General features: G+C 55.2%; 16 protein-coding genes. 6 read left to right on the top strand and 10 right to left on the bottom strand.

The annotated features are described in order from the left end of the window. Window positions 1–362: 362 nt before the first annotated feature. Both ACR0IY_RS09285 and ACR0IY_RS09280 read right to left on the bottom strand, forming a co-directional pair. Window positions 363–2,873, bottom strand: coding sequence for a CoA transferase (locus ACR0IY_RS09285; protein WP_480672498.1), 2,511 nt, complete (start codon window positions 2,871–2,873; stop codon window positions 363–365). Between the two features lie 41 nt (window positions 2,874–2,914). Continuing rightward, window positions 2,915–4,582, bottom strand: coding sequence for a GMC family oxidoreductase (locus tag ACR0IY_RS09280; protein WP_480672496.1), 1,668 nt, complete (start codon window positions 4,580–4,582; stop codon window positions 2,915–2,917). Between the two features lie 214 nt (window positions 4,583–4,796). Here ACR0IY_RS09280 and ACR0IY_RS09275 point away from each other — a divergent pair, with 214 nt between their 5' ends. Then, window positions 4,797–5,708 carry a LysR family transcriptional regulator gene (locus ACR0IY_RS09275; RefSeq protein WP_480672494.1) on the top strand — a complete coding sequence of 304 codons (912 nt, stop codon included), beginning with the start codon at window positions 4,797–4,799 and terminating at the stop codon, window positions 5,706–5,708. 347 nt (window positions 5,709–6,055) lie between these two features. Here ACR0IY_RS09275 and ACR0IY_RS09270 read toward each other — a convergent pair whose 3' ends face one another. Next, a complete protein-coding gene (locus ACR0IY_RS09270; RefSeq protein ID WP_480672492.1) occupies window positions 6,056–6,436 on the bottom strand; it encodes a nuclear transport factor 2 family protein in 381 nt (126 codons plus the stop codon). A 169-nt stretch (window positions 6,437–6,605) separates the two neighbouring features. On the opposite strand from ACR0IY_RS09270, the gene ACR0IY_RS09265 reads away from it, so the two are divergent. After that, the gene (locus ACR0IY_RS09265) at window positions 6,606–8,042 is read left to right on the top strand and encodes a LuxR C-terminal-related transcriptional regulator (protein WP_480672490.1); all 1,437 of its coding nucleotides are present in this window, start codon (window positions 6,606–6,608) and stop codon (window positions 8,040–8,042) included. A 278-nt stretch (window positions 8,043–8,320) separates the two neighbouring features. On the opposite strand, the gene htpX is transcribed toward ACR0IY_RS09265, so the two are convergent. Continuing rightward, window positions 8,321–9,226: a zinc metalloprotease HtpX gene (gene htpX / locus ACR0IY_RS09260; protein WP_480672488.1), complete on the bottom strand. Its 906-nt coding sequence runs from the start codon at window positions 9,224–9,226 to the stop codon at window positions 8,321–8,323. Between the two features lie 284 nt (window positions 9,227–9,510). Here htpX and ACR0IY_RS09255 point away from each other — a divergent pair, with 284 nt between their 5' ends. Next, a complete protein-coding gene (locus ACR0IY_RS09255; protein WP_480672486.1) occupies window positions 9,511–9,939 on the top strand; it encodes a hypothetical protein in 429 nt (142 codons plus the stop codon). A 198-nt stretch (window positions 9,940–10,137) separates the two neighbouring features. Here ACR0IY_RS09255 and ACR0IY_RS09250 read toward each other — a convergent pair whose 3' ends face one another. The 6 genes from ACR0IY_RS09250 to ACR0IY_RS09225 form a co-directional block, all read right to left on the bottom strand. Continuing rightward, entirely contained in the window at window positions 10,138–11,826 is a 1,689-nt protein-coding gene (locus ACR0IY_RS09250) for an ABC transporter ATP-binding protein (protein WP_480672484.1), read from the bottom strand. Continuing rightward, window positions 11,823–12,737, bottom strand: coding sequence for an ABC transporter permease (locus ACR0IY_RS09245; RefSeq protein WP_480672482.1), 915 nt, complete (start codon window positions 12,735–12,737; stop codon window positions 11,823–11,825). The genes ACR0IY_RS09250 and ACR0IY_RS09245 overlap by 4 nt, the downstream gene beginning before the upstream one ends. Next, window positions 12,734–13,702: an ABC transporter permease gene (locus ACR0IY_RS09240; RefSeq protein ID WP_480672480.1), complete on the bottom strand. Its 969-nt coding sequence runs from the start codon at window positions 13,700–13,702 to the stop codon at window positions 12,734–12,736. Before ACR0IY_RS09240 ends, ACR0IY_RS09245 begins: the two co-directional genes overlap by 4 nt. Next, window positions 13,703–15,256, bottom strand: coding sequence for an ABC transporter substrate-binding protein (locus tag ACR0IY_RS09235; protein WP_480672478.1), 1,554 nt, complete (start codon window positions 15,254–15,256; stop codon window positions 13,703–13,705). A gap of 55 nt (window positions 15,257–15,311) precedes the next feature. After that, the gene (locus ACR0IY_RS09230; protein ID WP_480672476.1) at window positions 15,312–16,886 is read right to left on the bottom strand and encodes an ABC transporter substrate-binding protein; all 1,575 of its coding nucleotides are present in this window, start codon (window positions 16,884–16,886) and stop codon (window positions 15,312–15,314) included. Between the two features lie 688 nt (window positions 16,887–17,574). Beyond that, window positions 17,575–19,371, bottom strand: a complete 1,797-nt coding sequence (locus ACR0IY_RS09225; protein WP_480672474.1) for a tetratricopeptide repeat protein — start codon at window positions 19,369–19,371, stop codon at window positions 17,575–17,577. A 218-nt stretch (window positions 19,372–19,589) separates the two neighbouring features. Between ACR0IY_RS09225 and ACR0IY_RS09220 the strand changes: the two genes are divergently transcribed. From ACR0IY_RS09220 to gntH, 3 genes are all read left to right on the top strand, one after another. Next, a complete protein-coding gene (locus tag ACR0IY_RS09220) occupies window positions 19,590–19,868 on the top strand; it encodes a hypothetical protein (RefSeq protein ID WP_480672472.1) in 279 nt (92 codons plus the stop codon). 75 nt (window positions 19,869–19,943) lie between these two features. After that, window positions 19,944–20,537 carry a hypothetical protein gene (locus ACR0IY_RS09215; protein WP_480672470.1) on the top strand — a complete coding sequence of 198 codons (594 nt, stop codon included), beginning with the start codon at window positions 19,944–19,946 and terminating at the stop codon, window positions 20,535–20,537. Window positions 20,538–20,622: 85 nt separating this feature from the next. Then, window positions 20,623–21,771, top strand: a complete 1,149-nt coding sequence (gene gntH, locus ACR0IY_RS09210) for a guanitoxin biosynthesis MBL fold metallo-hydrolase GntH (protein ID WP_480672468.1) — start codon at window positions 20,623–20,625, stop codon at window positions 21,769–21,771. Window positions 21,772–21,776: the final 5 nt, after the last annotated feature.

Raw genomic sequence — 21,776 nt, 5'->3', positions numbered from 1 at the left:
GCCACACGAATTCCGCAACTATCTGGCCCTCTGAGATCTTTTCTGCGGCGTGGAGTGTGGTCGCCGCGTCGTCCCAGTGGAAACCATCTTTGTAGGCAGACATCCGTTCAGGCACTATCTCGCGCCAGTTATTTCCGCAAGGCAGGCGTGGAACGGGCATTTGGGTCCGCCCTACAGCGCCAGACAGCTTCGCCTGCGGTGCCACACTCCGAAGACTTTCCCAAATATGCGTTCGCAGCGAGTGTCCGGTACGCGGGCTGCATCCGAAGCTTTCGAGCGAGGTGTTGAGAGCCCGGTTTGGGCTGCCAGTCGCAAAAACAGATTTGCCTCTGCTCCCTGCCACAAGCGATTTGGGTATTCACTTAGCTCGGCAGATATTCCTCACTCCAGGATTCGGCTACATCGCCAGATCTGATCATCAATTCGATGGCCTCGTCCGCATAGCCGAGTTCACCGAGGATCGTTCGGGTTGAAGTACCAAACTTCTCGGATGGCTCGACAGCAATCACCTTTGCGCGGGCTGGACGCACCGCGTAAGGATCAAGCTGTGTCACTTCATGCCCGCTGGGGTGATCGGTGTAAATCGAGAAAGAGTAGCTGCCATTTTCGGTGCCCGGTGTGCCATCTGCCGCGCGTGAATTCCGCGCACGCAAAGCGTCGAGGTTTTCGCATATTGCCACACCGATATCGGCTGCGTGCAGCTTGTCTACCCAATCCGATGCAGGCAGAGATTGGAATGCAGTCGCCAGGTAGGCCGCGCGGTCTTCTTCTGGAAGATCAGGCAGATCCTCCAAGCCTTCGACTTTTCGGAACCGTGGCAGATCGGCTTCATAGGCGCTGAGCAGCACATAACGCCCCGACGCAGTACTATAGAACCGGGTCAGTGCATCATAGCCATTTGCCTCGGGGCCCGACGGTTCGTCGAAAAGCCCACGGCCTATGTAGTCAAAAGCAAAGGGGATCTGCAAAAGGCCGCTATTGGCATTGAGCGAAGTCCGCCCGCGCCCAACACGACCGAAGCGGTATTTCTGATAGAGTGCTGCGGCCACTCCAAGTGCGCCACCAAATCCGCACATAACGTCGATCGTGCCTACATGGGCGTGTTCCTCTGGTCGGTCCATGGCACCACCAAAGCGCAGCATGATGCCGGTTGTGGCCTGAACCAGGTCATCGTAGCCGATGTAATCGGTGCGCGTGCCCCGACGCACACCGCTGAAACAGTCGAGTTTGCAGAACAGCGCATCAGGGTTGAGCTTGCGCAGGCTGTCAGCATCCAGACCCATTTTCTTGATCTGATTGTCGGGTGCGTTCCAAACGATGACGTCGACAGACTTCACAAGATCTTCGAAAATCCGGCATCCGTGATGCGAGGTGATGTCTGCCAGAACAGAGCGTTTGCCGCGCATCTGCGACATGCCATAGATGACGGTGTTCCAACTGTCATACATCGGCACCGACGGGTCGAGTTTGATAACCTCGGCCCCGAAGCGTGCCAGATAGCTGGCCGAATGCGGGCCCGCGATCACATTGCACAGGTCCAAAACCCGTACGCCGGACAGCCAGCTTTCGTTGGCTGTTTCTTCAGAAGGTTCCGGTATCTCTGTGCGGTGGGTCCTCAATAGTTTCAACGCTTCGTCGAAATTGACCCATCGGCGGGGCTCTGGCTGCAACGCTTCTTCGCCGCTTTCCTCCATCCAAACCACCGGGCCGGGTTGCGTCATATCACCATAGATCGGGTCGTGGACGTCGATCATCAGCCCCGAGGTCTCGGCGTATTCGTCGTGAATCCATTCCTGCAGCCAGCGTTGCGGTGCGCCGGGGATCAGCCCACGCCCGAACATTTTTTTCCACTCGTGCGATGTGCGGGTCATGAAGACCTCTTTCATACGCGCGGCGATTTTGTCGGCCCAGAACTTCGGCATCGGATAGACCCCAAGTGAGGTGTCGTGTGTCCATTCCGACCAGGGCTTGTATGTGTCTTCTTCCGATGTCAGCCCATCGGCGACCAACTCGTCATAAATGCCGAGCACTTCCAGACAGCGGCGGGCGTGGTTTTTATGGCTGGGGCAGACCACGTAGAACATGCGCCCGTCCTTGCACATGTAGCTACGGAAGAATGGGTCCAGCAGTTCTTGCAGGCCTTCATATGCAACGTTCATCGGCAGACCTTCGATGCGCCGACGTTCGATCTCGACTTCGCGCTGAGTCAGATAGCGCTCGGGCATGTTTTCGACCTTGATCGAGTTGTAACACAGCCCCTCCATCACGGCGGCAGCCAGAGGAACTTCGATCTGGTCGCCAAGGCCCGTCAGCTGCCGGGACTGCAACGCCAGCACCGCGGCGGATGCAGCGATTTGTGAGGCGTATGCCGAGGCCAGTGGCAGCGGCGAGAATGACGGGTTCAACCCCATCAGAACCCGATTCAGCCCCATGTCGGTGAACACGCCCGAACTTGCCGCGACGATGCTTTCATATGCGCGTAACTCGCGCCGTTCTTCGTCGTTCGAGGCAAAACCGGGGATTGAGAGCGTGATCAGCTCGGGCCTTTCATCGCGCATCGCGGCAAAGTCAATCCCAAGCGCGGCCAGCTTACCGGGGCGGAAGTTCTCGACGATGATATCGGCTTCGGCGCAGAGCGTTCTGGCCCTGTCCAGCCCCTCTGGGTTTTTAAGATCAAGGTTCACAATCACCTTGTTCCGGTTCAGCGCCGCGTTTGCCGGGCTGTCCCACATCGGGCCGTCAGGTGGGTCGATGTGAACCACGGTTGCGCCCAGATCGCCCAGCAACATCGCGACGGCAGGACCCGCGATGTACTGACCAAAATCGACGACCTTCACGCCTGTCAGCGGCAGTTTGGAAAACGAGTTGCGCATGGTTCCTCCCAGAAACTCTTATACCTGCATGCTGACAGGTCTTATTGGCCTGCCAGCATCCAGCCCGCGGCCTTTCCTGCGATCATGATCGTGGGTGAATTGGTGTTTCCACTTGTGATCTCTGGCATGACCGAAGCATCGACTACGCGTAGGCCAGCCACCCCCTTCATGCGTAGATGCGGGTCGAGAACGGCGGTTTCATCGTCCTCGCGACCCATCTTGATCGTGCCGACAGGGTGAAAGATCGTGCTGGCGATGTCGCCTGCCAACCTGGCCAGCTCCTCGTCGGTTTGGTATTGGATGCCCGGTTTGAATTCTTCCGGATCGTAAGCTTCCATTGCGGGCTGCGCCATGATTTCTCGCACCTGCCGCAGGCTTTGGGCGGCCACTTTCCGATCTTCGTCTGTGTCCAGATAATTGGGAGTTATCTCGGGCGGCTGACGGAAATCCGAAGACGCGATGCGGACATGGCCGCGGCTGGTCGGATTCAGGTTGCAAACACTGACGGTAATGGCGGGGAAGTCATGTAGGTCTTCGCCAAAGGCTTCCAGGCTCAGCGGTTGGACATGATATTCAAGGTTGGCGTGCGGGCGTTCTGGATCCGATCTAGTGAAAGCACCCAATTGGCTGGGCGACATGCTCATCGGACCAGAGCGTTTCAGCACATATTCCAAGCCGATCTTGGCCTTGCCCACCAGAGAATTGGCAAGGGTGTTTAGCGTCTTGGTGCCCTTGACCTTGTAGACCGCACGAATTTGCAAGTGATCCTGCAGGTTCTCGCCCACGTAAGGCGCATCCATCACCACATCTATTCCGTACTCTTTCAAAATCGCCGCCGGGCCTATCCCCGATAGTTGCAGGATTTGCGGAGAGTTCACGGCACCCGCTGAAAGAACCAATTCCTTTGAGGCCTGGACCGTGACGGGCTGTCCCTTGTGGTGGACAACAGCGCCGGTGCAACGCAACCGACCATCCTCGCCTTTATCGAAGGTCAATTTCTCGACCTGTGCTTCGGTCCAGATCGTCAGGTTCGGACGCGATTTGGCGGGGCGCAGAAACGCCTTGGACGTGTTCCAACGCCAGCCCGATCGCTGGTTGACGTCGAAATAGCCCACCCCGGTATTGTCGCCAGAGTTGAAATCATCGGTCTTGGGGATGCCGTTTTCGACTGCGGCATCGGCAAAACTGTCCAGAACTTCCCAACGCAACCGCTGTTTTTCGACCCGCCATTCGCCGCCATGCCCGTGCAGGTCAGAAAACCGGCTGTTGTCGCCGGTGCGTGGATCGGCACCGTCATCCAATCTGTAGTGGTTCTCATGTGCCTTAAAGTCGGCCAGCGAGTTTTCCCAACTCCAGGCCTCTTCGTCGGTGAGCGTGGCCCAATTGTCATAGTCGCGGGCCTGACCCCGCATATAGATCATCCCATTGATCGAGGAGCACCCGCCGAGCGTCTTACCGCGCGGGTAAAGCAGGCTGCGTCCGTTCAGGCCCTTGGCCGGTTGGGTTTTGTACATCCAGTCTGTGCGAGGGTTGCCGATGCAGTAGAGATAGCCAACAGGGATGTGTATCCATGGATAGGTATCGGGCTTGCCCGCCTCAAGCAGCAATACTCTGTTATTAGCGTCAGCGCTCAGCCTGTTGGCCATCAAACACCCGGCTGAACCGCCACCAATCACGATATAGTCGAACCTGTTTGCGCCGTCAGACATCTTTGTCTTCCACCTATTCAGTCGTTGCTTCGCCATTTGCGCACCGGACAGGAAACGGAATCCTGTTTTCTGGTACGCGGCCTTTTCAATTCACCTCCGAAGGTCGGGGAGCGATCCATACGCCACCGCACAACGTTGGTTTCACTGATCTCTGCGGGAGCGGCACACAAAAAGCTAATGACAATTCGCACAATGCCATATTAGAAAATTTTATATGGACCGGTTTTCGAATATTAACACCATCCTGGCCTTTGTGACGGTGGCCCGTGAAGGGAGCGTTTCACGCGCTGCCGAAGTGTTGAACCTGACCCAACCGGCCATCAGCCATCAAATCAAGCGTCTTAGTGAAGAGACGGGACTTACGCTGTTCAACAGAACCGCAACAGGGTTGCAGATCACCCATGACGGCGCTGCGGTTTTAGCGAAGGCTCAACAAGTCCTCGATGCAGTCAGTGATTTCCAACGCAGCGCCCGCCAGCGTATTGGTCGTTTGAGTGGAAAACTGACGATCGGCACAATCGTCGATCCGGAATTCATTCGATTGGGCCGTCTGTTAGCGCATCTGCGATCAGAGCATCCTGATGTAGAAACCGAGCTGATGCACGGGGTCAGCGGGGACATCCTGACATGGCTCAGACGGGGTCGAGTCGATGCCGGGTTCTACCTATGTGGCCCCGATGACCTTTCCAGCATTGGGTCGGACGGAGGCGATCCGGTGCACGCCAAAAAGCTGGCCGATTTTACGTATCGCGTGATCGGGCCGGCTGGCTGGCAGAAGCAGGTGGAAGAGTCCGACTGGTCCTCGCTTGCAGCCCTTCCTTGGATTGGCACACCCGAAGCCTCTGTCCACCATCGCTTATTGGCCAAGATTTTCGAACATCACGGCAGCCGCCCGAATGTGGTTGCCTTGGTGGATCAAGAAGCTTCGATGCTTGAAATGGTAAGATCGGGCATTGGCCTGAGCCTCTGTCGCGATTCCATCGCGCTCCATCAAAAACAATCCTTCGGGCTTGCCGTCTGCAATTCTGTGTCAGTTCCTGCTTGCCTGTGTTTCGTGGCGTTAGAACGGCGCAAAGACAACCCTATGATTGCCGAAACATTCGACCTGTTGCGCCGGTCCTGGTGATCTTATCATCAGGAGCGGCACAAAGATGCCCACTGGAGGCGTAGCGCGTATTACCATCTGGCGCGTTCTGCGAGTGATATGGTGGGCGGCCCTATAAACCTGCTCGGCCCCAAGTGCTATGTTCTGTCCAGACTTCAAGGAATAAGCTCAGGCCAACACCTGAAAGTCCGGTCTGGCAGGCCGCAGCGCGGCATTCGGATATTCCGTTAGACGGCAGCTAAGGGCCGTCCACGGCAGATGGCACACGTCAAATGAATGGACGTATTTTCAGGAACGCCGCCGTTGAGCATTTGCCCGAGGTTGGTTTTCGAACCAATACCGCAGGTCCAGCTGGATGCGAGGGAGTTTCAGAATGCAGCTTTCCATTGTTCGGTGTCCACGAACCAACGCTCCTCGTAAATTTTTGCGTTGGTGAATTTGAACAATACGGCCAGTTGGCTGCCCTCGGGAACGCTATCACTGGTCCACTCAACAATCGAGATAACTTCGCCGCTTTCACCGATCTGTCGGATCGAAGTTATTTCAAAGCCGGGCGGCAATGCTGACCCAAGATCCTTTAGTGCGTTGCGAAATAGGGCTTTTCCGATTAGCACATCATTCTGACCCGGCATCGCGAAAATCATGTCTTCGGTGTAGTCCGCAAGCAGTGTATCCCAATCACCCCGGGCAACCGCGCCCCATCCGCGTTCAACTATTTCTGCATCACTTGATCGCTTTGTATCCAGCATTTTACTTCTCCATTTGTTGCAGTAGTCTCGCAACATTAGGGAGCGGTTAAACAGTACGGTATCAGCCGAGTGCTCCATTTTGGTTACTGCAGCTGCAGTAAATGGTGTACTGCATTTGGATGAGCTCCGGTTTGCGCCCGCTCTCAGTAGATGGCTACCGAGGTGAGTTGTGGAAAAACCCTCTGCGCAGGTTGAACAACTGAGTCCTCGGGAAGAGGAGATCGCAAAAGCGTACTCCGATGGGGAAAGCTACAACCAGATTGCAGATCGGTTATTTATTGCGCCTTCGACCGTCAGGACACATTTGACAACCATTTATCGAAAACTTGGGGTTTCCTCAAAGCTGGAGTTGCACAAGTTTCTTGAGGAAGCGTTTCCGAACTCGGAGGACGCAATCAGTCGTGGCACACCACTTCCTGACAAACCTTCAATAGCAGTATTGGCCTTCGAAAATATGTCAGGGGATCCGGATCAGGAGTATTTCTCGGACGGAATTACCGACGACATAATTACGGCTTTGTCGCGCTCGCCGTGGCTGTTCATTATCGCCCGAAATACAACATTTACCTATAAGGGCGCGAAGGTTGACGTGAAGCGTGTTGCTGATGATCTGGGTGTTAGATATGTGCTCGAAGGTAGCGTTCGTCGATCCGGCGATCGGATCAGGGTGACTGCGCAGCTGATTGATGGCCTATCTGGCGGGCATGTCTGGTCAGAGCGATACGATGGTCTGCTTGCCGATGTATTCGACCTTCAGGACGAGATCACAGGAAATGTTGTTGCTTCAATTCTGACAAGGGTACACCTGACTGCAGGTGAACCCGTAGAAAAGCGCCTGCGCCCGGACCTAACGGTATGGGAGCTAACCATGCGCGCCTGGCATTTTCTCTATGATTTCGATGCCGAGAGCTATGCCAAAGCCGAAGCATTGCTTGGACAGGCGCTGGAGCGCGATCCCGAGAGTGCTGAAGCACACTTGGTTTATTCGGTGATCCTTTATCATAGTTTCGTTTTGGGCTTTGCCGACGACGCTTCGGCAACCGCAAAAAAAGCGTACGAACAGGGCAGGCGCGCAACACGTCTGGATGATAGAAACGAATATGCGCAATGGGCCCTTGGGCTTAGCTGTTTTGCTCTGCGCCGTCATGAGGAAGCTGTCACGGCCTTGGAAAGAGCGATAGAGCTCAATCCAAATTGTTCGGTTGCCCAAGGATCACTGGGAACCGCGCTGGGATTGCTGAGCCGCACGGACGAGGCGATCGTAAGTCAGGAAATCGCCATCAGATCCAACCCGCGCGATCCCAGCATATTCTTTCGTTTTAGTGGTATGGCTTTAGCCCATTATCTGGCAGAGCGCTTTGATACGGCAATCGAGTGGGCTTCAAAAGCTGTTCACCTCATGCCTCAATGGTATTTCGGTCAATTCCTTCTAATAGCCAGCTATGTAAGGGCAGGTCGGCACGAGGACGCAAAGGCTGCTGTCGAAAGCTGTTACTCTGCCTTACCCAACGCATCGGTTTCCGATCTTGATCGTATGGCACTGAAGGATGCCGCCGAGATGGAACGGATTAAAGATTGTTTGCGTGAGGCCGGATTGCGCGAGTAGCAGTTATCCGAGCGCGGAGAAGCGAACAGCAGTGTCTTTCTACCGGCGAATACATATTGAGTTTAGGGTTGGAATGCGCAGCGAATGACTGGTTTGGTGAAGCTGCAACGCGGCAAGGCTCGGCCCATCAAGTGCCCGCTATGGGCTGTCCTCCTCTGAATGCGAAGCGTCCGACGATAGGGTGCAGTACTTGTTCCGACACCTCCATTCACATTGTTTGCATTTCCACAATGGTACACCGATACCAGCGGGGGCGTCTCAACCCGGCTTGAAAAACCTTATCCCCACGGACCTGAATCAATCCGCCCCTTGTTTTCCCGCCCAGTGTCGCTTTGGCGTGGAGAGGCCGTTTGCCGGGCAAGTTTCCTTAGCTCCGCAATGCGGTTTGCAGTCGAGGGGTGCGTCGAAAACAGTTTGTCGCGGGTATGGGCATGCAGGGGATTGATGATGAACATATGCGCAGTCGCCGGGTTCCTTTCGGCCGCATCATTATCAATTCGGGCTGCACTCTGCTGGATACGATCCAAGGCTGAAGCCAGGGCCAGCGGCTGGCCACAAATTTCGGCACCGATCCGGTCTGCCGCGTATTCTCGTGTTCGGCTTATTGCCATCTGCACCAGCCCTGCGGCCAGTGGCGCCAGGATCATCAGCGCGATTGTTCCAACCAGACCGATCGCACTGTCCCGCCTTCCTCCGAAGAACAGCGCAAAATTTGCCAGCATTGTAATGGCACCTGCGAAGGTGGCTGTGACAGTCATTATGGCGGTGTCGTGGTTCTTGATATGCGCAAGCTCGTGGGCAATGACACCAGCAAGTTCGTCGCGGGACAACGTCTGCATCAGCCCCGAAGTGACAGCTACCGCCGCGTTATTCGGGTTGCGCCCTGTAGCGAATGCATTTGGCTGAGGTGTGTCCAGCAAATAGACAGCAGGGGTCGGCATGTTGGCGTTTTTCGCCAGATCCTCGACCATCTGAGAAAGCCCCAACCGGTCACCGTCTGGAACGGGCCGTGCATTATGCATGCGAAGAACCATTTTGTCCGAGTTCCACCACGTAATCACATTCATGCCAGCGGCAATGATCAGAGCCAGAAACATCCCCCCGGTACCGGCGAGAAGATATCCCAACCCCATGAACAAAGCCGTCATAGCGGCCATCAGGATCGCAGTTTTCGTATAGCCCATGCGTTGCGGTCTCGTGCAAAATCACCAGGTAAGAAATCACCCTATCATATATTGTCTGCGGGGTTGGTTTCCATGGACTGTGACAAAGTGGATGGCATTCGCCAATGCGTCAAAGCTGGCTTTTCACGCCCTGTAGGTCGTCCATTGTCACTCTCCCATGCACAGTAACGGCAACTTGGACACGTTGGCATCCGATGTTCAACAAGTGAAGTGTTTCACTTTGGTGGGAAGCGCTTTCGGGTAGAATACATCACATGTGGTTGACGAGTATTGTGAGTCAGTAGATGTATTTGTCGAAGATCGACCGGCGTTGTGATGCTACAAGCGACGTTCAGCGAAACAAGTTTGCGCGGAAACACCCATTGCTGGATGACGCTGCTGTTCACGCAAAATGGAAGAACGGTTCGTGGCAGATCACACGCATCGGGGACATCTGGAAACGCACGGGGAAAATACTGTCGGTTCCTTACGAAGGCGCAGACGCCTATCCTTCGTTTCAGTTCGCTGAAGACGGCACGCCGCTGCCGTTAATGGAAAAAGTGCTAAAGGCGCTGCCGCGCGACATGACACCATGGCAATGTGCGTTTTGGATGACCTCACCCAAAAGGGAATTGGGTTGGAAGCTACCTGCAACCTGCGTCCGGATAGGCGATGACCGGGTGATTGGCGTCGCTGGACAAGCCGATAGGGAGCCGGATAGTCGTCAAAATTGAAGTGCGATGAATGGCTGTGAGTGTCCGGCCCATCACCGTGAACCTGAGACACTCTTAGGTCTACAGGATCGACTCGATACTTGGTGACGGAACCTTATCAAGATGGTGTCCGCGTTTAAATCACCGTCGGTAACTTGCATCTGCACTTCGCAAGTCAAGTGCTTCTGTAAAAAACGATGCAAGACCAAGCCGGCACAACTAGGCCAATTGCTTTAGCCGGGGCATCAAATCCAAAAGTTCCCGCGTATACGGATGCTCTGGAGCTACGAACAATGAGTCCGTCTCCTGAACCTCAAGCAGCTTCCCATGACGCATCACGCCCACCCGGTCACACATCTGACGTACGACCGGGAGATCGTGGCTGATAAAGAGCATAGTCAAGCCGAGGTGGTCTTGCAGATCTTTGAGGATATTGAGGATTTGCGCCTGAATGGACACATCTAAGGCGCTGGTCGGTTCGTCACAGATCAGAAAACGGGGCTGAGTTGCTAGGGCGCGAGCAATACAAATGCGTTGACGCTGCCCACCGGAAAATTCATGTGGATATTTACGCCACGCGTCCTTGGCCAGCCCAACCCAGTCAAGCAATTCGCGCACACGAGGTTCGACAGCGGGCTTGGGCAGAATTTTATGATGATGGATCGGCTCGGCCACGAGGTCCCCAACCCTCATGCGTGGATTGAGGCTTGAGAAAGGATCCTGAAAGATCATTTGAATTTGGCGACGATAGGCTTGTAGGGCGTCGGCCCCCATGGCAGTCACATCTTGCCCGTCAAAGATTATTCGTCCACCGTCAACGGGATACAGTGTGCCTATCATCCGCGCGACAGTGGACTTGCCAGAGCCGCTTTCACCAACAAGGCCAAAAACCTCACCGTCCCTAATGTCGAAGCTGACCTGATCGACGGCGGTGAGATAGTTCCGCTGTGATGGCAACAGGCCGCCCTTTTGCAGGAACGTCTTGGTGATGGCCTCGACCTCAAGCAGCTTGCCGGATTTTGACAAATCGGTCTTTTCCCAATGCGCCGCCAGATCATCAATCTTGAAGGTTCTTTCCCGCTCGCCATAGCTGACCACCGGAAAGCGTTCTACTTTAGTGTGGGGTCGTGGCACAGCGGCAATCAGGGATTTGGTATATTCATGCGTCGGTGCGCCGAGGATCTGATCAGTGGTGCCGCTTTCGACCACATGGCCGGAATACATGACGGTGACCGTATCGGTAGTGTCGGCGATAACACCCATGTCGTGCGTCACGAGGATCACTCCCACCTGGCGCTCCTTGGCCAGTTCCTTGATCAGATCCAGTACCTGGGCCTGCACGGACACGTCCAGGGCGGTCGTGGGTTCATCCGCGATCAGAACGCTGGGTTCGGTGCAAAGCGCAAGTGCGATCACCACCCGCTGACGCATCCCGCCGGAAAACTGGTGCGGGTACTGGTTGAACCGATCCGCCGGGTCCGGGATGGATACGCGATCCAGCAGGGCAATGGCGCGCTTTTTGGCCTCGGACGCGGACAGGCCGAGGTGCAGCTGGATCGTCTCGACCAATTGCTCACCCACTGTGAACAGTGGGTTCAGCGAGGTCAGCGGGTCCTGAAAGATCATCCCGATCTCTTTGCCCCTGATCCGGCGCTTGTCTTCGGCGTCCAGTTCATCGATGCGGCGGCCGTTCAGCCAGACCTCGCCCTCGGAGACATGAGCCGGGGGGTCCAGAAGACCGATCACCGCATTGCCGGTCATGGACTTGCCTGCGCCGCTCTCGCCAACAACGCCACGGATTTCACCGGGATGTAGGTCGTAGGTCACATGCTCTACCGGCTTGAAGACACCGTGGCGGGTGGGGATTTCCACCGTCAGGTTGCGAATCGAAAGAACGGGATCGGTCATTTCAGCCTCGGGTTAAGAACATCGCGCAGCCAGTCGCCCAGCAAGTTTACGCTCAGCGCCAGCGCCAGAAGGGTGCACGCCGGGAAGAACAAGATCCACCACTCGCCTGAGAACAGGAAGCCCTGCCCGATGCGGATCAGCGTGCCCAGCGACGGCTGCGTGGGTGGCGCACCAACGCCTAGAAAGCTGAGCGTCGCCTCGGCAATGATCGCCAGTGCGAGTGAGATGGTGGCGATCACCAGCACCGGTGACAGCACATTCGGCAAAATGTGGCGCAGCATGATGGTCATAGGGTTTTGCCCGATGATACGCGCGGCGGCGACATAATCCTTGTTCTTCTCCACCAGCGTTGCGCCCCGGACGACGCGGGCAAACTGCACCCAGTCGGACAAGCCAATAGCAAGGATCAGCACCCAGATCGCCATTTGATCTCGGTATTCAATGGGCGTTATGCCCTTGGCGATGCCAAAGATCAGCATCGCCAAAAGGATTGACGGGAAGGTTAGCTGCACATCCGCAGTACGCATGATGATGGTTTCGGTCCAGCCGCCGAAGTAGCCCGACAAAAGACCTAGAATGATCCCTAAAACCATGGCGAACAGAACCGCCGCGACCCCTACAAACAGCGAAATCCGCATTCCGTACAGGATTGTCGAGAACACATCACGCCCCTGATCGTCAGTGCCCATCAGGAAGCTTTCGCCGGTAAAGGCATTGGGTTCCATTGGTGGGGTGAAGCCGTTCATCAGATTGAGGCTCGACGGATCAAACGGGTTTGTCGGCGCAATCAGCGGCGCAAAGATGGTGGCAAGGATAAGGATCAACGCCACCGCTGCCGACACCATGGCTACAGGCGAGCGTCGAAAGGCGTAGAACTGGTCGCTGTCCAGAATGCGTTTCATACGGCTCATGCGCTGACCCTCAGGCGCGGGTCAATGAAGGCATAGAGGATGTCGACCGCGAGGTTGATGGTGACGAAGATGACCGAGATCATCATCAGATATGCTGCCATAATAGGAATATCCACAAACTGGATTGCATTGATGAACAGAAGGCCAAGGCCTGGCCACTGAAACACTGTCTCGGTAATGATCGCGAAGGCGATGATCGCCCCCAGTTGCAGGCCGATAATGGTGATAACGGGAACCATCGTGTTCTTCAGTGCGTGGCGATAGTTGATGGTCCGATCGCTCAGACCACGGGCGCGGGCAAAGCGGATGTAGTCCTGTCGGAGTACTTCCAGCATCTCGGAGCGAACCAGCCGCATGATCAAGGTCATCTGGTAAAGACCCAGCGTTATCGCAGGCAAAATCAAGGCTTTAAGCCCACTGCTGGTCAGTAACCCGGTGTTCCACCAGCCCAGATCCACCACCTCTCCGCGCCCGAAGCTGGGCAGCCATCCAAGCTCAACCGAAAAAATGTAAATGAGCAGGATACCGATCAGGAAGGTGGGCAGGGATACACCGATCAGAGAAGCCGACATGATGAAATTCGCCGCAAACCCGTCTCGTCGGATCGCGGTGAACACACCTAGGGCGATGCCCAAAACAATGGCAAATAAGGCTGAGACCAATGCCAATTCCAACGTGGCCGGTGCGCGTTCTACCAAAATTTCCGCAACCGGGCGGCCCTGGCGGAAACTGACGCCAAAATTTCCCTGCGCCGCTTCCTGCAAGAATTTCACATATTGCACCGGAAACGGCTGATCGAGGCCCAGCTGAGCGCGCAGGCGTTCCACGTCTTCCATAGTCCGTTCCTGCCCCAGCATATTGTCGATCGGGTCGCCAACAAAGCGGAACATGGAAAAGGCGACAAGGCCCACGACGAACAGAACCAGTGCCGACTGGGCTACACGCTTGATTATGTATGATAGCATTTAGTTGACCGTGACCCAGCGTAGAAGGAAGAAGTTGTCGGGCCGTTGTGTCAGCTCGATATTGCTGCGCACGCCCCAGACCAGTGGCTGGACATAGAGTGGTACATAGGCCACCTCGTCTTGCAGGATACCCGCGACCTCATCCAGCATCGCCTGACGTTTAGGCTCGTCAATCTCAGATTGGATCATCGGCAGCAATTCGTCCACGCGTGCGTTGGAGTAGCCGCCGAAGTTCCACGAGCCCAACTTCTTTTCCTCGTTCGGAGTAGAGGCCAAAAAGCGCACGGGATGTTCGGCATCAAAAGTACCTGGCGACCAGCCTAACAGGTACATGTCAAAATTGTCGGCCCGCAGTTCCGGCCAGTAGTTCTGCACCGGCATCGCGTCGAGCGTCACATTAAATCCAACTTGTGACAGCATAGCGGTGATCGCTTGACATACGGATTCGTCATTCAGATACCGATTGTTAGAGCACTTAAAGCTGACCTCGGCACCCTCCGCTCCGGCCTCAGTCAACAGCGCTTTCGCACCTTCAGGGTCATAATCATAAGGGTCTGCGTTCGCAGCAGAGTACCCCCGCATCGCTGGACTGACTAATTGGCTTGCTACTTCGGCGTTGCCACGCATGATGGTTTGCAGGATGGCAGGTACATTCACCGCCTTGGCAACCGCCTCACGTGCGCGCGCGTCGCGGAAGACGTCGGACCCACCTTGCCCGGCCTCGTTTGCGCCTTCCTGCTGGTCAAAGCCCAACATGATAACACGTGCTTCGATGCCTTGAATGACCTTCACTTCTGGGTTGCCTTGCAACCGGTCGATATCTTGAATGGGCACCGGATTGATGAAATCCACATCACCAGACATGAGCGCCGCCAGAGCTGTCGCTGGGTTCTGGATCGGAACCAGTTCAGCGCGAGTCAGGTTGTGTTCGGCCTCGTCCCACCAGTTCTCAAAGGGTTCCAGAACAGTACGTAAGCCTGGTTCTCGCGCTGTGACGCGGAAGGCACCGGTGCCATTGGCGTTCAGGGTCGCGTAGTTGCCAGCCTCTTTGTCGGGAAGAGCTGCATCGTTTGTCTTGGCCCAACCACTATCCATGATCATCCAGTTGGCGATGCTGTCCGGGAAGATCGGGTTGGGCGCAGTCGTCATGACATCGACGGTAAAGTCGTCAACCTTCACCACCTCGCTGACCGGTGCGAACCAGCTGCGGGTGTCCGAATTCTCGTCCGAGGCGCGTTGATATGAGAAAATTACGTCATCCGCGTTGAACTCGGCCCCATCATGAAATGTAACGCCCTCGCGCAGCTTGAACCGCCAACCTGCGCCGTCACCGATAGTTTCCCAACTTGTCGCGAGCGCCGGTTCGATGGTCATATCCTTACCCCGCCGAACAAGACCTTCGTAGACATTATTCAGAAACCCCAGCACGGGGGCAGAGTTGACCGCATGAGGATCCATCGTTTGCGGGTCTGTTTCGACGGCAAACGTGAACTCTTTGGCTGCGACAGGTAAGGCAAGCGCCCCTAAGAGCGCGGCAGTGGTCAGACGTTTCATGATTGCTCCCACTTTTTGGTGGCGGGCCTCGGATACCGAGGCCCGGCCACGTTTCTTAATTCAGGCCGAAATGTTTAACCATTGGCTGATCTTCGGGATCTACGTTGATATCCAGGTTTTCTGCCATGCCCCAGTTCAGCACCTGGTGGTGGATCGGGATATACAGCTGTTCGTCCTGCACCACACGCCAGATCTCTGCGATATCCTCATTGCGCTCGACAAGATTAGTGTTCGAGGCCAATGACTTAATCTTGGCATCCAGCTCATCGTTGTTAAAACCAGTGCCGTTCCACGTGCCAATATCGCTTTCGCGACCATGAACCAGGAAGTTGAAGATGTACTCCGAATCATAAGTCGGAACGCCCCAGCCCAGCATGTAGAAATCGGTCTTTCCGTCAGTGATCAGCGGGAAGTGCTGCGCTTTCGGCTTGGCATCAAGATTCACGGTAATACCGATTTGGCCCAGCATCCCGACAGCGGCCTGACAGATGCCTTCATCGTTGATGTAGCGGTCATTAGGGCAGTCCAGTCGGATTGAGAATCCGTCAGGATAGCCTGCCTCTGCCAACAGGGCTTTTGCCCCTTCGACGTCCGTGTTGCTTTCGCCGTCCATGTCGGCGGTCCAGCCGTTAACGAAGGGCGGCGCAATCATCCCGGCAGGTTGCGACTGACCGCGCATAACCACCTGCTTGATGGCATCGCGGTTGATCGCCTTGGACATGGCCTGACGCACACGTACATCAGCAAGAGGGTTCTTGCCATCGACGTTGTCCGCTTCGATATCGTCCCCACCCTGGTTCATACCAAAGAAGATCACCCGGTTCTGCGGCGCTTGTTTGACGACCAGCCCATCTACAGCATTCACTCGGTCCAGATCCTGCACCGGCATATCCTGGAGGAAATTCACCTCGCCCGATAGCATCGCAGCAACGCGGGTGGCATCGTTCTGGATCGGTGTATAGATGATTTCGCTGATCGCCATCGGGAACTGATCACGACCCCAATAATCCTCGTTCCGCTCCATCACGGTTTTCACGTCGGGCTCGCGGCTGACCAGTTTATATGGGCCGGTTCCGTTCACATTTGTGGTCGCAAAGGTAATCTCGCCACCCTCAAAATCCTGAACGTCAACTGCGTTGTTCGCCTCGGTCCAGCCTTTGTCCATGATGAACAAATCCGTCAGGTTCGCCGGCAGGATTGGGTTCGGGCCATCGGTTACGATCTCGACCGTGTGGTCGTCGACCGCGCGTACTTCAACGATCGAATTGATCAGTTCTTTCATGTCCGAGTTCGGCTGTTTAGCGCGATTGATGCTGAAAACCACGTCTTCTGCAGTGAAATCGGCGCCATCATGGAACTTCACATCCTTACGCAGATTGAACACCCAGACATTCGGATCACTCTCGCTGGGGGCCCAATCCGTGGCCAGTGCGGGCTCAAAGGCGCCGGACGTGTCGCGGATAATCAAGGGTTCATACATCTGGTGGCGCACAGTATGCGTGGGCCCTTCGTTTTGCGAATGCGGGTCAAGGGTCAAAGCATCCCCCGAACGCGCCCAACGCAGGGTTTCTGCATTGGCCAACGACGTTGTCGTCATCAACAGCGCAAGCGCGAGTAATTGTTTTTTCATTCTTTTCTCCCATATTGCAGTCGTTTAGCTGCATTGAATTCACGATACTGTGTCGCAAATTTCTGTGAATGTTATGGTTGTGGATAGCATACTAACTGCGAATGCATGTCAATCGTTCAACGCGGTGCTGATTTACCAACTTAAGCGACCCGGGATTTTTAGAGGGCAGCCACTCTCAAAAAAACATCGCACCAAGTATCTCTTACTCGGGCGAGACCAAAACAAACCGCAAAAATCATGCTTCCCGTACCGGTTAGTAAATCCAGAAAACGATGAGGCGAACCGCGATTCTCAGAATCTAGATAAAGGTCTGCTTTAGGCGTGATTGCCAGACTGCTTATAGCCGTTGCGAGATTCTGCAATCCTCCCGAGGTGTTTTAGCCGTGTTTGAAAAGCGCACAAAGCGGTCGTTCGAGCAGAACACAACAATGGCAGTTTTATCCGCTCTTCGGACCTCCGCCCGTCTTTGAGCTTCGCTCGCGCAGCGATTGTCTCCTCTGATGGGTCGCACTGCAGCGAAGTGATCAAGGTCGAACGATGGCTATGGGCTGTTTGCTACTTTGGGACGCCAGGGAGGGATGCTGACATTCGCGCCATAACCAAAATAGATCGTCGTTTGCCCTTGAACCGGAAATAAGATCAACAAGGCAGAGGGCGCCAATACACACCCACGCAATACTGCCGGTAGTTATCGCGACTCTGCCAGCGCTTTGGCCTTTTCGTACTCGTCCAGCAAAGGCTGCATCATTTTTGGATCATATATCACCTTTTCCAGCCACCGTCTGAGTGGAAAGGTCTCGCCTTCGGCGATCATAGCCGCGAGGCTTTCGAGAATTTCCGTTTCTTGATCGATCTTCCCGATCGCAGCATTTCCAGCGGCTTGGTAGACCATCATATGGGGTCCGAACGGCCCTTCGAGATCCAGGTTTTCCTGTAGTGTGGCCAGACTCTCTCGATAGTTCCCAGCGTGGAATTGAGAAACGCCCAGAATGTTCCTATAGGGCCGACGAATGCTTAAGGGATCAAGGCTTAGCGCTCGCTGCAGCGGTGTTATTGCCTGCTCTGGCTTGCCTGCGTACAGAAGGAACATGCCTAAATAACCATGCGCCAAACTTGAGCTCGGCTCTTGCTCGACGGCGCGTTCACCGAAATCAATTGCAGGTTGCGGATTGCCCATCAATATTTCGAGTATACCCAAGGTCAAAAGTGCGCGAACATTTGCCTGATCCTTTTCCAATGCGCTTTCAGCATATTGCCTGATCAGCCCCCGCGTTTCATCCGTGTTTGCAGCAAGTCCAAACCAAGTTCTGTGCGCTTCCGCAAAGGCCAGACCGGCATAACCGTGCGGGGCGTCCGGTTCCAACCGCACCACCCGCTGCAACAAGGTGTGAGCGGCGTCAAAACGCGATGGGTCGCTTGGCGGATGTATGATGTCCAAGGCCTGCTGATAGAGGATTCTGGCATCCCGGCGGGTCCACCGTGCATCCTCCATTCTCGAAGTCAGTTCCGGGAACAATTCGATAGAAAATGTCGAACTGATCTCGCGCGAGATTTCGGTCTGAGTTTCGAACCGGTCTGTCGTTTTATAGTCGAACCGTTTGGCCCAAATTTCGCCCCGACTGTCTACATCAACGAGGCCGATGTTTAGCCGATAGCCATCCGTCATGGTCTGTAGGCTGCCCCTTAGAACATGGGTCGCACCCAGCTTGCGCCCCTCGTCGATCAGATCGATGGCTCCGTCGGAGAGTCCGGCCGTCGACGCATACGAGATCACGCGCAAGCCCTGCACCCGTGCCAAATCTGTTGTGATATCCTCGGCAATGCCGCGGGCCGCCACGGATGTAACAGCGCTATTACCCAACGGATTGAACGGCATTACGGCAACGACAGGTAAATCCCCCCAAAGGTCGTTGTCCGTGGTCGCCTTATTGTTAGAAGGACTTTCAGTTTCGAAACTTTGGAACAACATGAAAGCTGTCACGCCCACCAACAGCGTCAACAAAAGCAACACGACCCAGTTCGGAGCCCGCCAGCCAGTTCTGCCGCGCCTGCCTGTCCGATCTGGCGTATCGGAAGGCGCCGAAGTTACATCCCGAAAGTCGAACGACGGCACATAGGACCCTTTGGGAATGGTAATCACCAAGGGATCGTTGCTTCCATCCGTCAGGTAATAGTGTTCCAGCTCGCGCCGTAAGCGTCGCGCTTCAAGGCGTACAACCGGGTCTGAGGTCGCATCGAAGTCCTCAGAACGACCCAGAACGGAAACGCCAATTGAATAGCCCTTCAGCCGGTCAGCGTGCCCGGCCAATGTTTCGTCCACGATGTATTTGAGGAACGCGCGTCGGCGATCATTCGCACCAAACTGAGAACTCTCAAACATACGGTCGAGCTGTTCGTCTATGGCCGCTTGTTCCAGAGGCGGCGCTGACTTCCGCTCGGATAACTGACTTTCCATCGCAGTATCTGTCGGCAGTGTTTGTTCCATCCAAACTAACCTAACGATACCCGGGTTATTCGGGTCGCGTCCAGTATTACATTCAAACAAAAGAATTTTTAAGGTTCCAAACACGTTCAGAACATGTTCGTTACCCCAGTCCGCGGACGCTGGATGTTAATCTGGTGTCTCCATGGGGTGCCCCGGCAGACAGACCGTGGAAACAAATTCTCACTGACGGCCAATGGCCTTTGACGGGAGGGGAGCAAGTGGAAAACTTTCTTGCTGCCGGATGTTCCGAATTGGTAAAACAATCGCCTAACGATGAATTCACAATCGTGTCTTTGTCGCGGAGCGATCCAAGGTTTCAGGCGATTTGCCGTGACTTCGGCGAGGCAGTGACCGCCTTCCACAGCTTTCAAACTAAGGGGGAAACCGGGCGAGCCCGAGCGGCCGAATACAAGCAGATCTGCGAGGATCTGAAGCTCGAACTGATGGAATACGTCAACAAGGCCTCGGTCAAAGCCAAGGCACAAGGTCACCACTGATGCGGCATGACGGTCGCCCGAACAGGCAGCTTGCCCGGCGCCGTGATTTGAACTGTACCACGCAAGGAGACGGGAATGATTAAACGAACCTGCCAATCGCTATTCTTCGTATGTCCAATGGTTCTGGGCTTCTTGTCTACCGTTCAAGCACAGGACGGTGATGGTCAGGACTGCAAGGCATTGTTCGTGCAGAATGCCGGTTCAGTATCAATGACCGCTGATACGATAACGATGACAGATGTCAGCCCGATCGTCACATTCTTCTGTGACAGGCCGGTGCGGTATGCCGGTGTCCAAAGCATACAGGGCTTTCTGGACATGGTGTCCGAGGGCGACGACAGCTTTGCCGTGGACCCGCCCAACGCCTTGCTGACCATCGTTTCGGATGGAGAGCAGCCCGTCGATGTGGTCGTGGAGCTGTCGCGGCGGCCAGTAAACGACCAGGGAACGATGACCTATCCCGGCGTCAAGGTCATCAAGGGAGACATTCCACAAGCCACAGGCCCCGGCACGTTGTTCATCGACCATTTCGGGCGACCAATGTCGCCGGGATCGGTGGCAGGTGTGCATCGCCGGCACGACCGCCGCGAGGTTCGTCACTGCGCCGCCAACGACCCCGATAACCCGAACGATCTGTGCAACTGCGGGCCCGGCCTGGTCTGCAACTGAGACAAGAAAAATGATGGAGGAGAATATGTTTTATTGCATTGGTAGAAGATTTCACAATTTGGCATTTGCCTGCACAACTTTGGTTATGTCTTTTGGCGTCGCCGCAGCTCATGCTGAAAACCTGCCGACCGGCAGGACCGCCACGCAGATCAGCGACGAAGAGTATCCAGCCAGTTATTTCCCGAATACGGAAATTCTGGGGACAGATGAAATGCGGATAACGGCATTGGGAACTGGCATGCCGAACCAAACAAAGGCTGCAGTGTCCATTTCGTTTCTTGTCGAGCTTGGCAACGGCGATGTGTTCCTGTTCGATGTAGGCATGGGTTCGATGGGCAACCTATTCTCACTCAGGCCAGACTTCTCGAAGATCGACAAGGTGTTCATCAGCCACCTGCATGTCGATCATGTCGGCGACTTCATGGGGCTGCACATCGGTAGTTGGCTGTCCGGCCGCTACACCCCTTTGAGGATTTTCGGACCCACCGGATCAACCCCGGAACTGGGCACAAAGGCTTTTGTTGAAAACAGCCAAAAAGCCTACGCTTGGGATCTTGAAGGTCGCACAGGCGCATTGCCGGACGATGGCGGCAAGATCGAAGTGACCGAATTCGACTACATGCAGGAAAATGAGATCGTATACGAAGAAAACGGTGTGACGATACGGTCCTGGCCGGCCATTCACCTTCTGGATGGATCAGTAAGCTATTCTTTGGAATGGAACGGGCTAAAGTATGTTTTTGGCGGCGACACCTATCCGAACAATTGGTACGTGAAATACGCCAAAGGCGCAGATATCGCATCGCATGAAGCCTTCCTGCCACCGAAAGCGCTGGCACCCTATTTTGGTTGGACCCTTGGCCAAGCGACGTATGTATCCACGCGCGTTCACACCGAGCCTGCGGCTTTTGGCAAAGTCATGGCCGAAGTACAGCCACGTCACGCGGTGGGTTATCATTCAGTACTGTCGCCCGAGAATTACCAGGCAATTCTAGAAGGCATTCGTGCAACATATGACGGGGATCTTACGCTAACGCGCGATCTGACGGTTATAAACGTCACCAAGGACAAAATCATCGTGCGCGAAGCATCTGTGGATGAATACGCGCTGCCGCCATCGGTGACGGAGGCGTACAACAATGCGCCGCGGTCCAAGGAAAAGAAACCATCTGATAAGATTTTGGCCGGGAAATGGAAGGGTTACACCCCACCGAAGATGCCGGATGACAAATAGTCCGG

This window comes from Ruegeria sp. BC1 (assembly GCF_056539305.1).
The sequence above is the reverse complement of the archived record's forward strand: the minus strand, read 5'-3'. Positions and strand labels throughout refer to the sequence as shown.

What these genes read in the sequence shown, in the direction of transcription:
- ACR0IY_RS09285 (WP_480672498.1), bottom strand. Translation starts at nt 2,873, where the DNA reads ATGCGCAACTCGTTTTCCAAACTGCCGCTGACAGGCGTGAAGGTCGTC.
- ACR0IY_RS09280 (WP_480672496.1), bottom strand. Translation starts at nt 4,582, where the DNA reads ATGTCTGACGGCGCAAACAGGTTCGACTATATCGTGATTGGTGGCGGT.
- ACR0IY_RS09275 (WP_480672494.1), top strand. Translation starts at nt 4,797, where the DNA reads ATGGACCGGTTTTCGAATATTAACACCATCCTGGCCTTTGTGACGGTG.
- ACR0IY_RS09270 (WP_480672492.1), bottom strand. Translation starts at nt 6,436, where the DNA reads ATGCTGGATACAAAGCGATCAAGTGATGCAGAAATAGTTGAACGCGGA.
- htpX (WP_480672488.1), bottom strand. Translation starts at nt 9,226, where the DNA reads ATGGGCTATACGAAAACTGCGATCCTGATGGCCGCTATGACGGCTTTG.
- ACR0IY_RS09255 (WP_480672486.1), top strand. Translation starts at nt 9,511, where the DNA reads ATGTATTTGTCGAAGATCGACCGGCGTTGTGATGCTACAAGCGACGTT.
- ACR0IY_RS09250 (WP_480672484.1), bottom strand. Translation starts at nt 11,826, where the DNA reads ATGACCGATCCCGTTCTTTCGATTCGCAACCTGACGGTGGAAATCCCC.
- ACR0IY_RS09245 (WP_480672482.1), bottom strand. Translation starts at nt 12,737, where the DNA reads ATGAGCCGTATGAAACGCATTCTGGACAGCGACCAGTTCTACGCCTTT.
- ACR0IY_RS09240 (WP_480672480.1), bottom strand. Translation starts at nt 13,702, where the DNA reads ATGCTATCATACATAATCAAGCGTGTAGCCCAGTCGGCACTGGTTCTG.
- ACR0IY_RS09235 (WP_480672478.1), bottom strand. Translation starts at nt 15,256, where the DNA reads ATGAAACGTCTGACCACTGCCGCGCTCTTAGGGGCGCTTGCCTTACCT.
- ACR0IY_RS09230 (WP_480672476.1), bottom strand. Translation starts at nt 16,886, where the DNA reads ATGAAAAAACAATTACTCGCGCTTGCGCTGTTGATGACGACAACGTCG.
- ACR0IY_RS09225 (WP_480672474.1), bottom strand. Translation starts at nt 19,371, where the DNA reads ATGGAACAAACACTGCCGACAGATACTGCGATGGAAAGTCAGTTATCC.
- ACR0IY_RS09215 (WP_480672470.1), top strand. Translation starts at nt 19,944, where the DNA reads ATGATTAAACGAACCTGCCAATCGCTATTCTTCGTATGTCCAATGGTT.
- gntH (WP_480672468.1), top strand. Translation starts at nt 20,623, where the DNA reads ATGTCTTTTGGCGTCGCCGCAGCTCATGCTGAAAACCTGCCGACCGGC.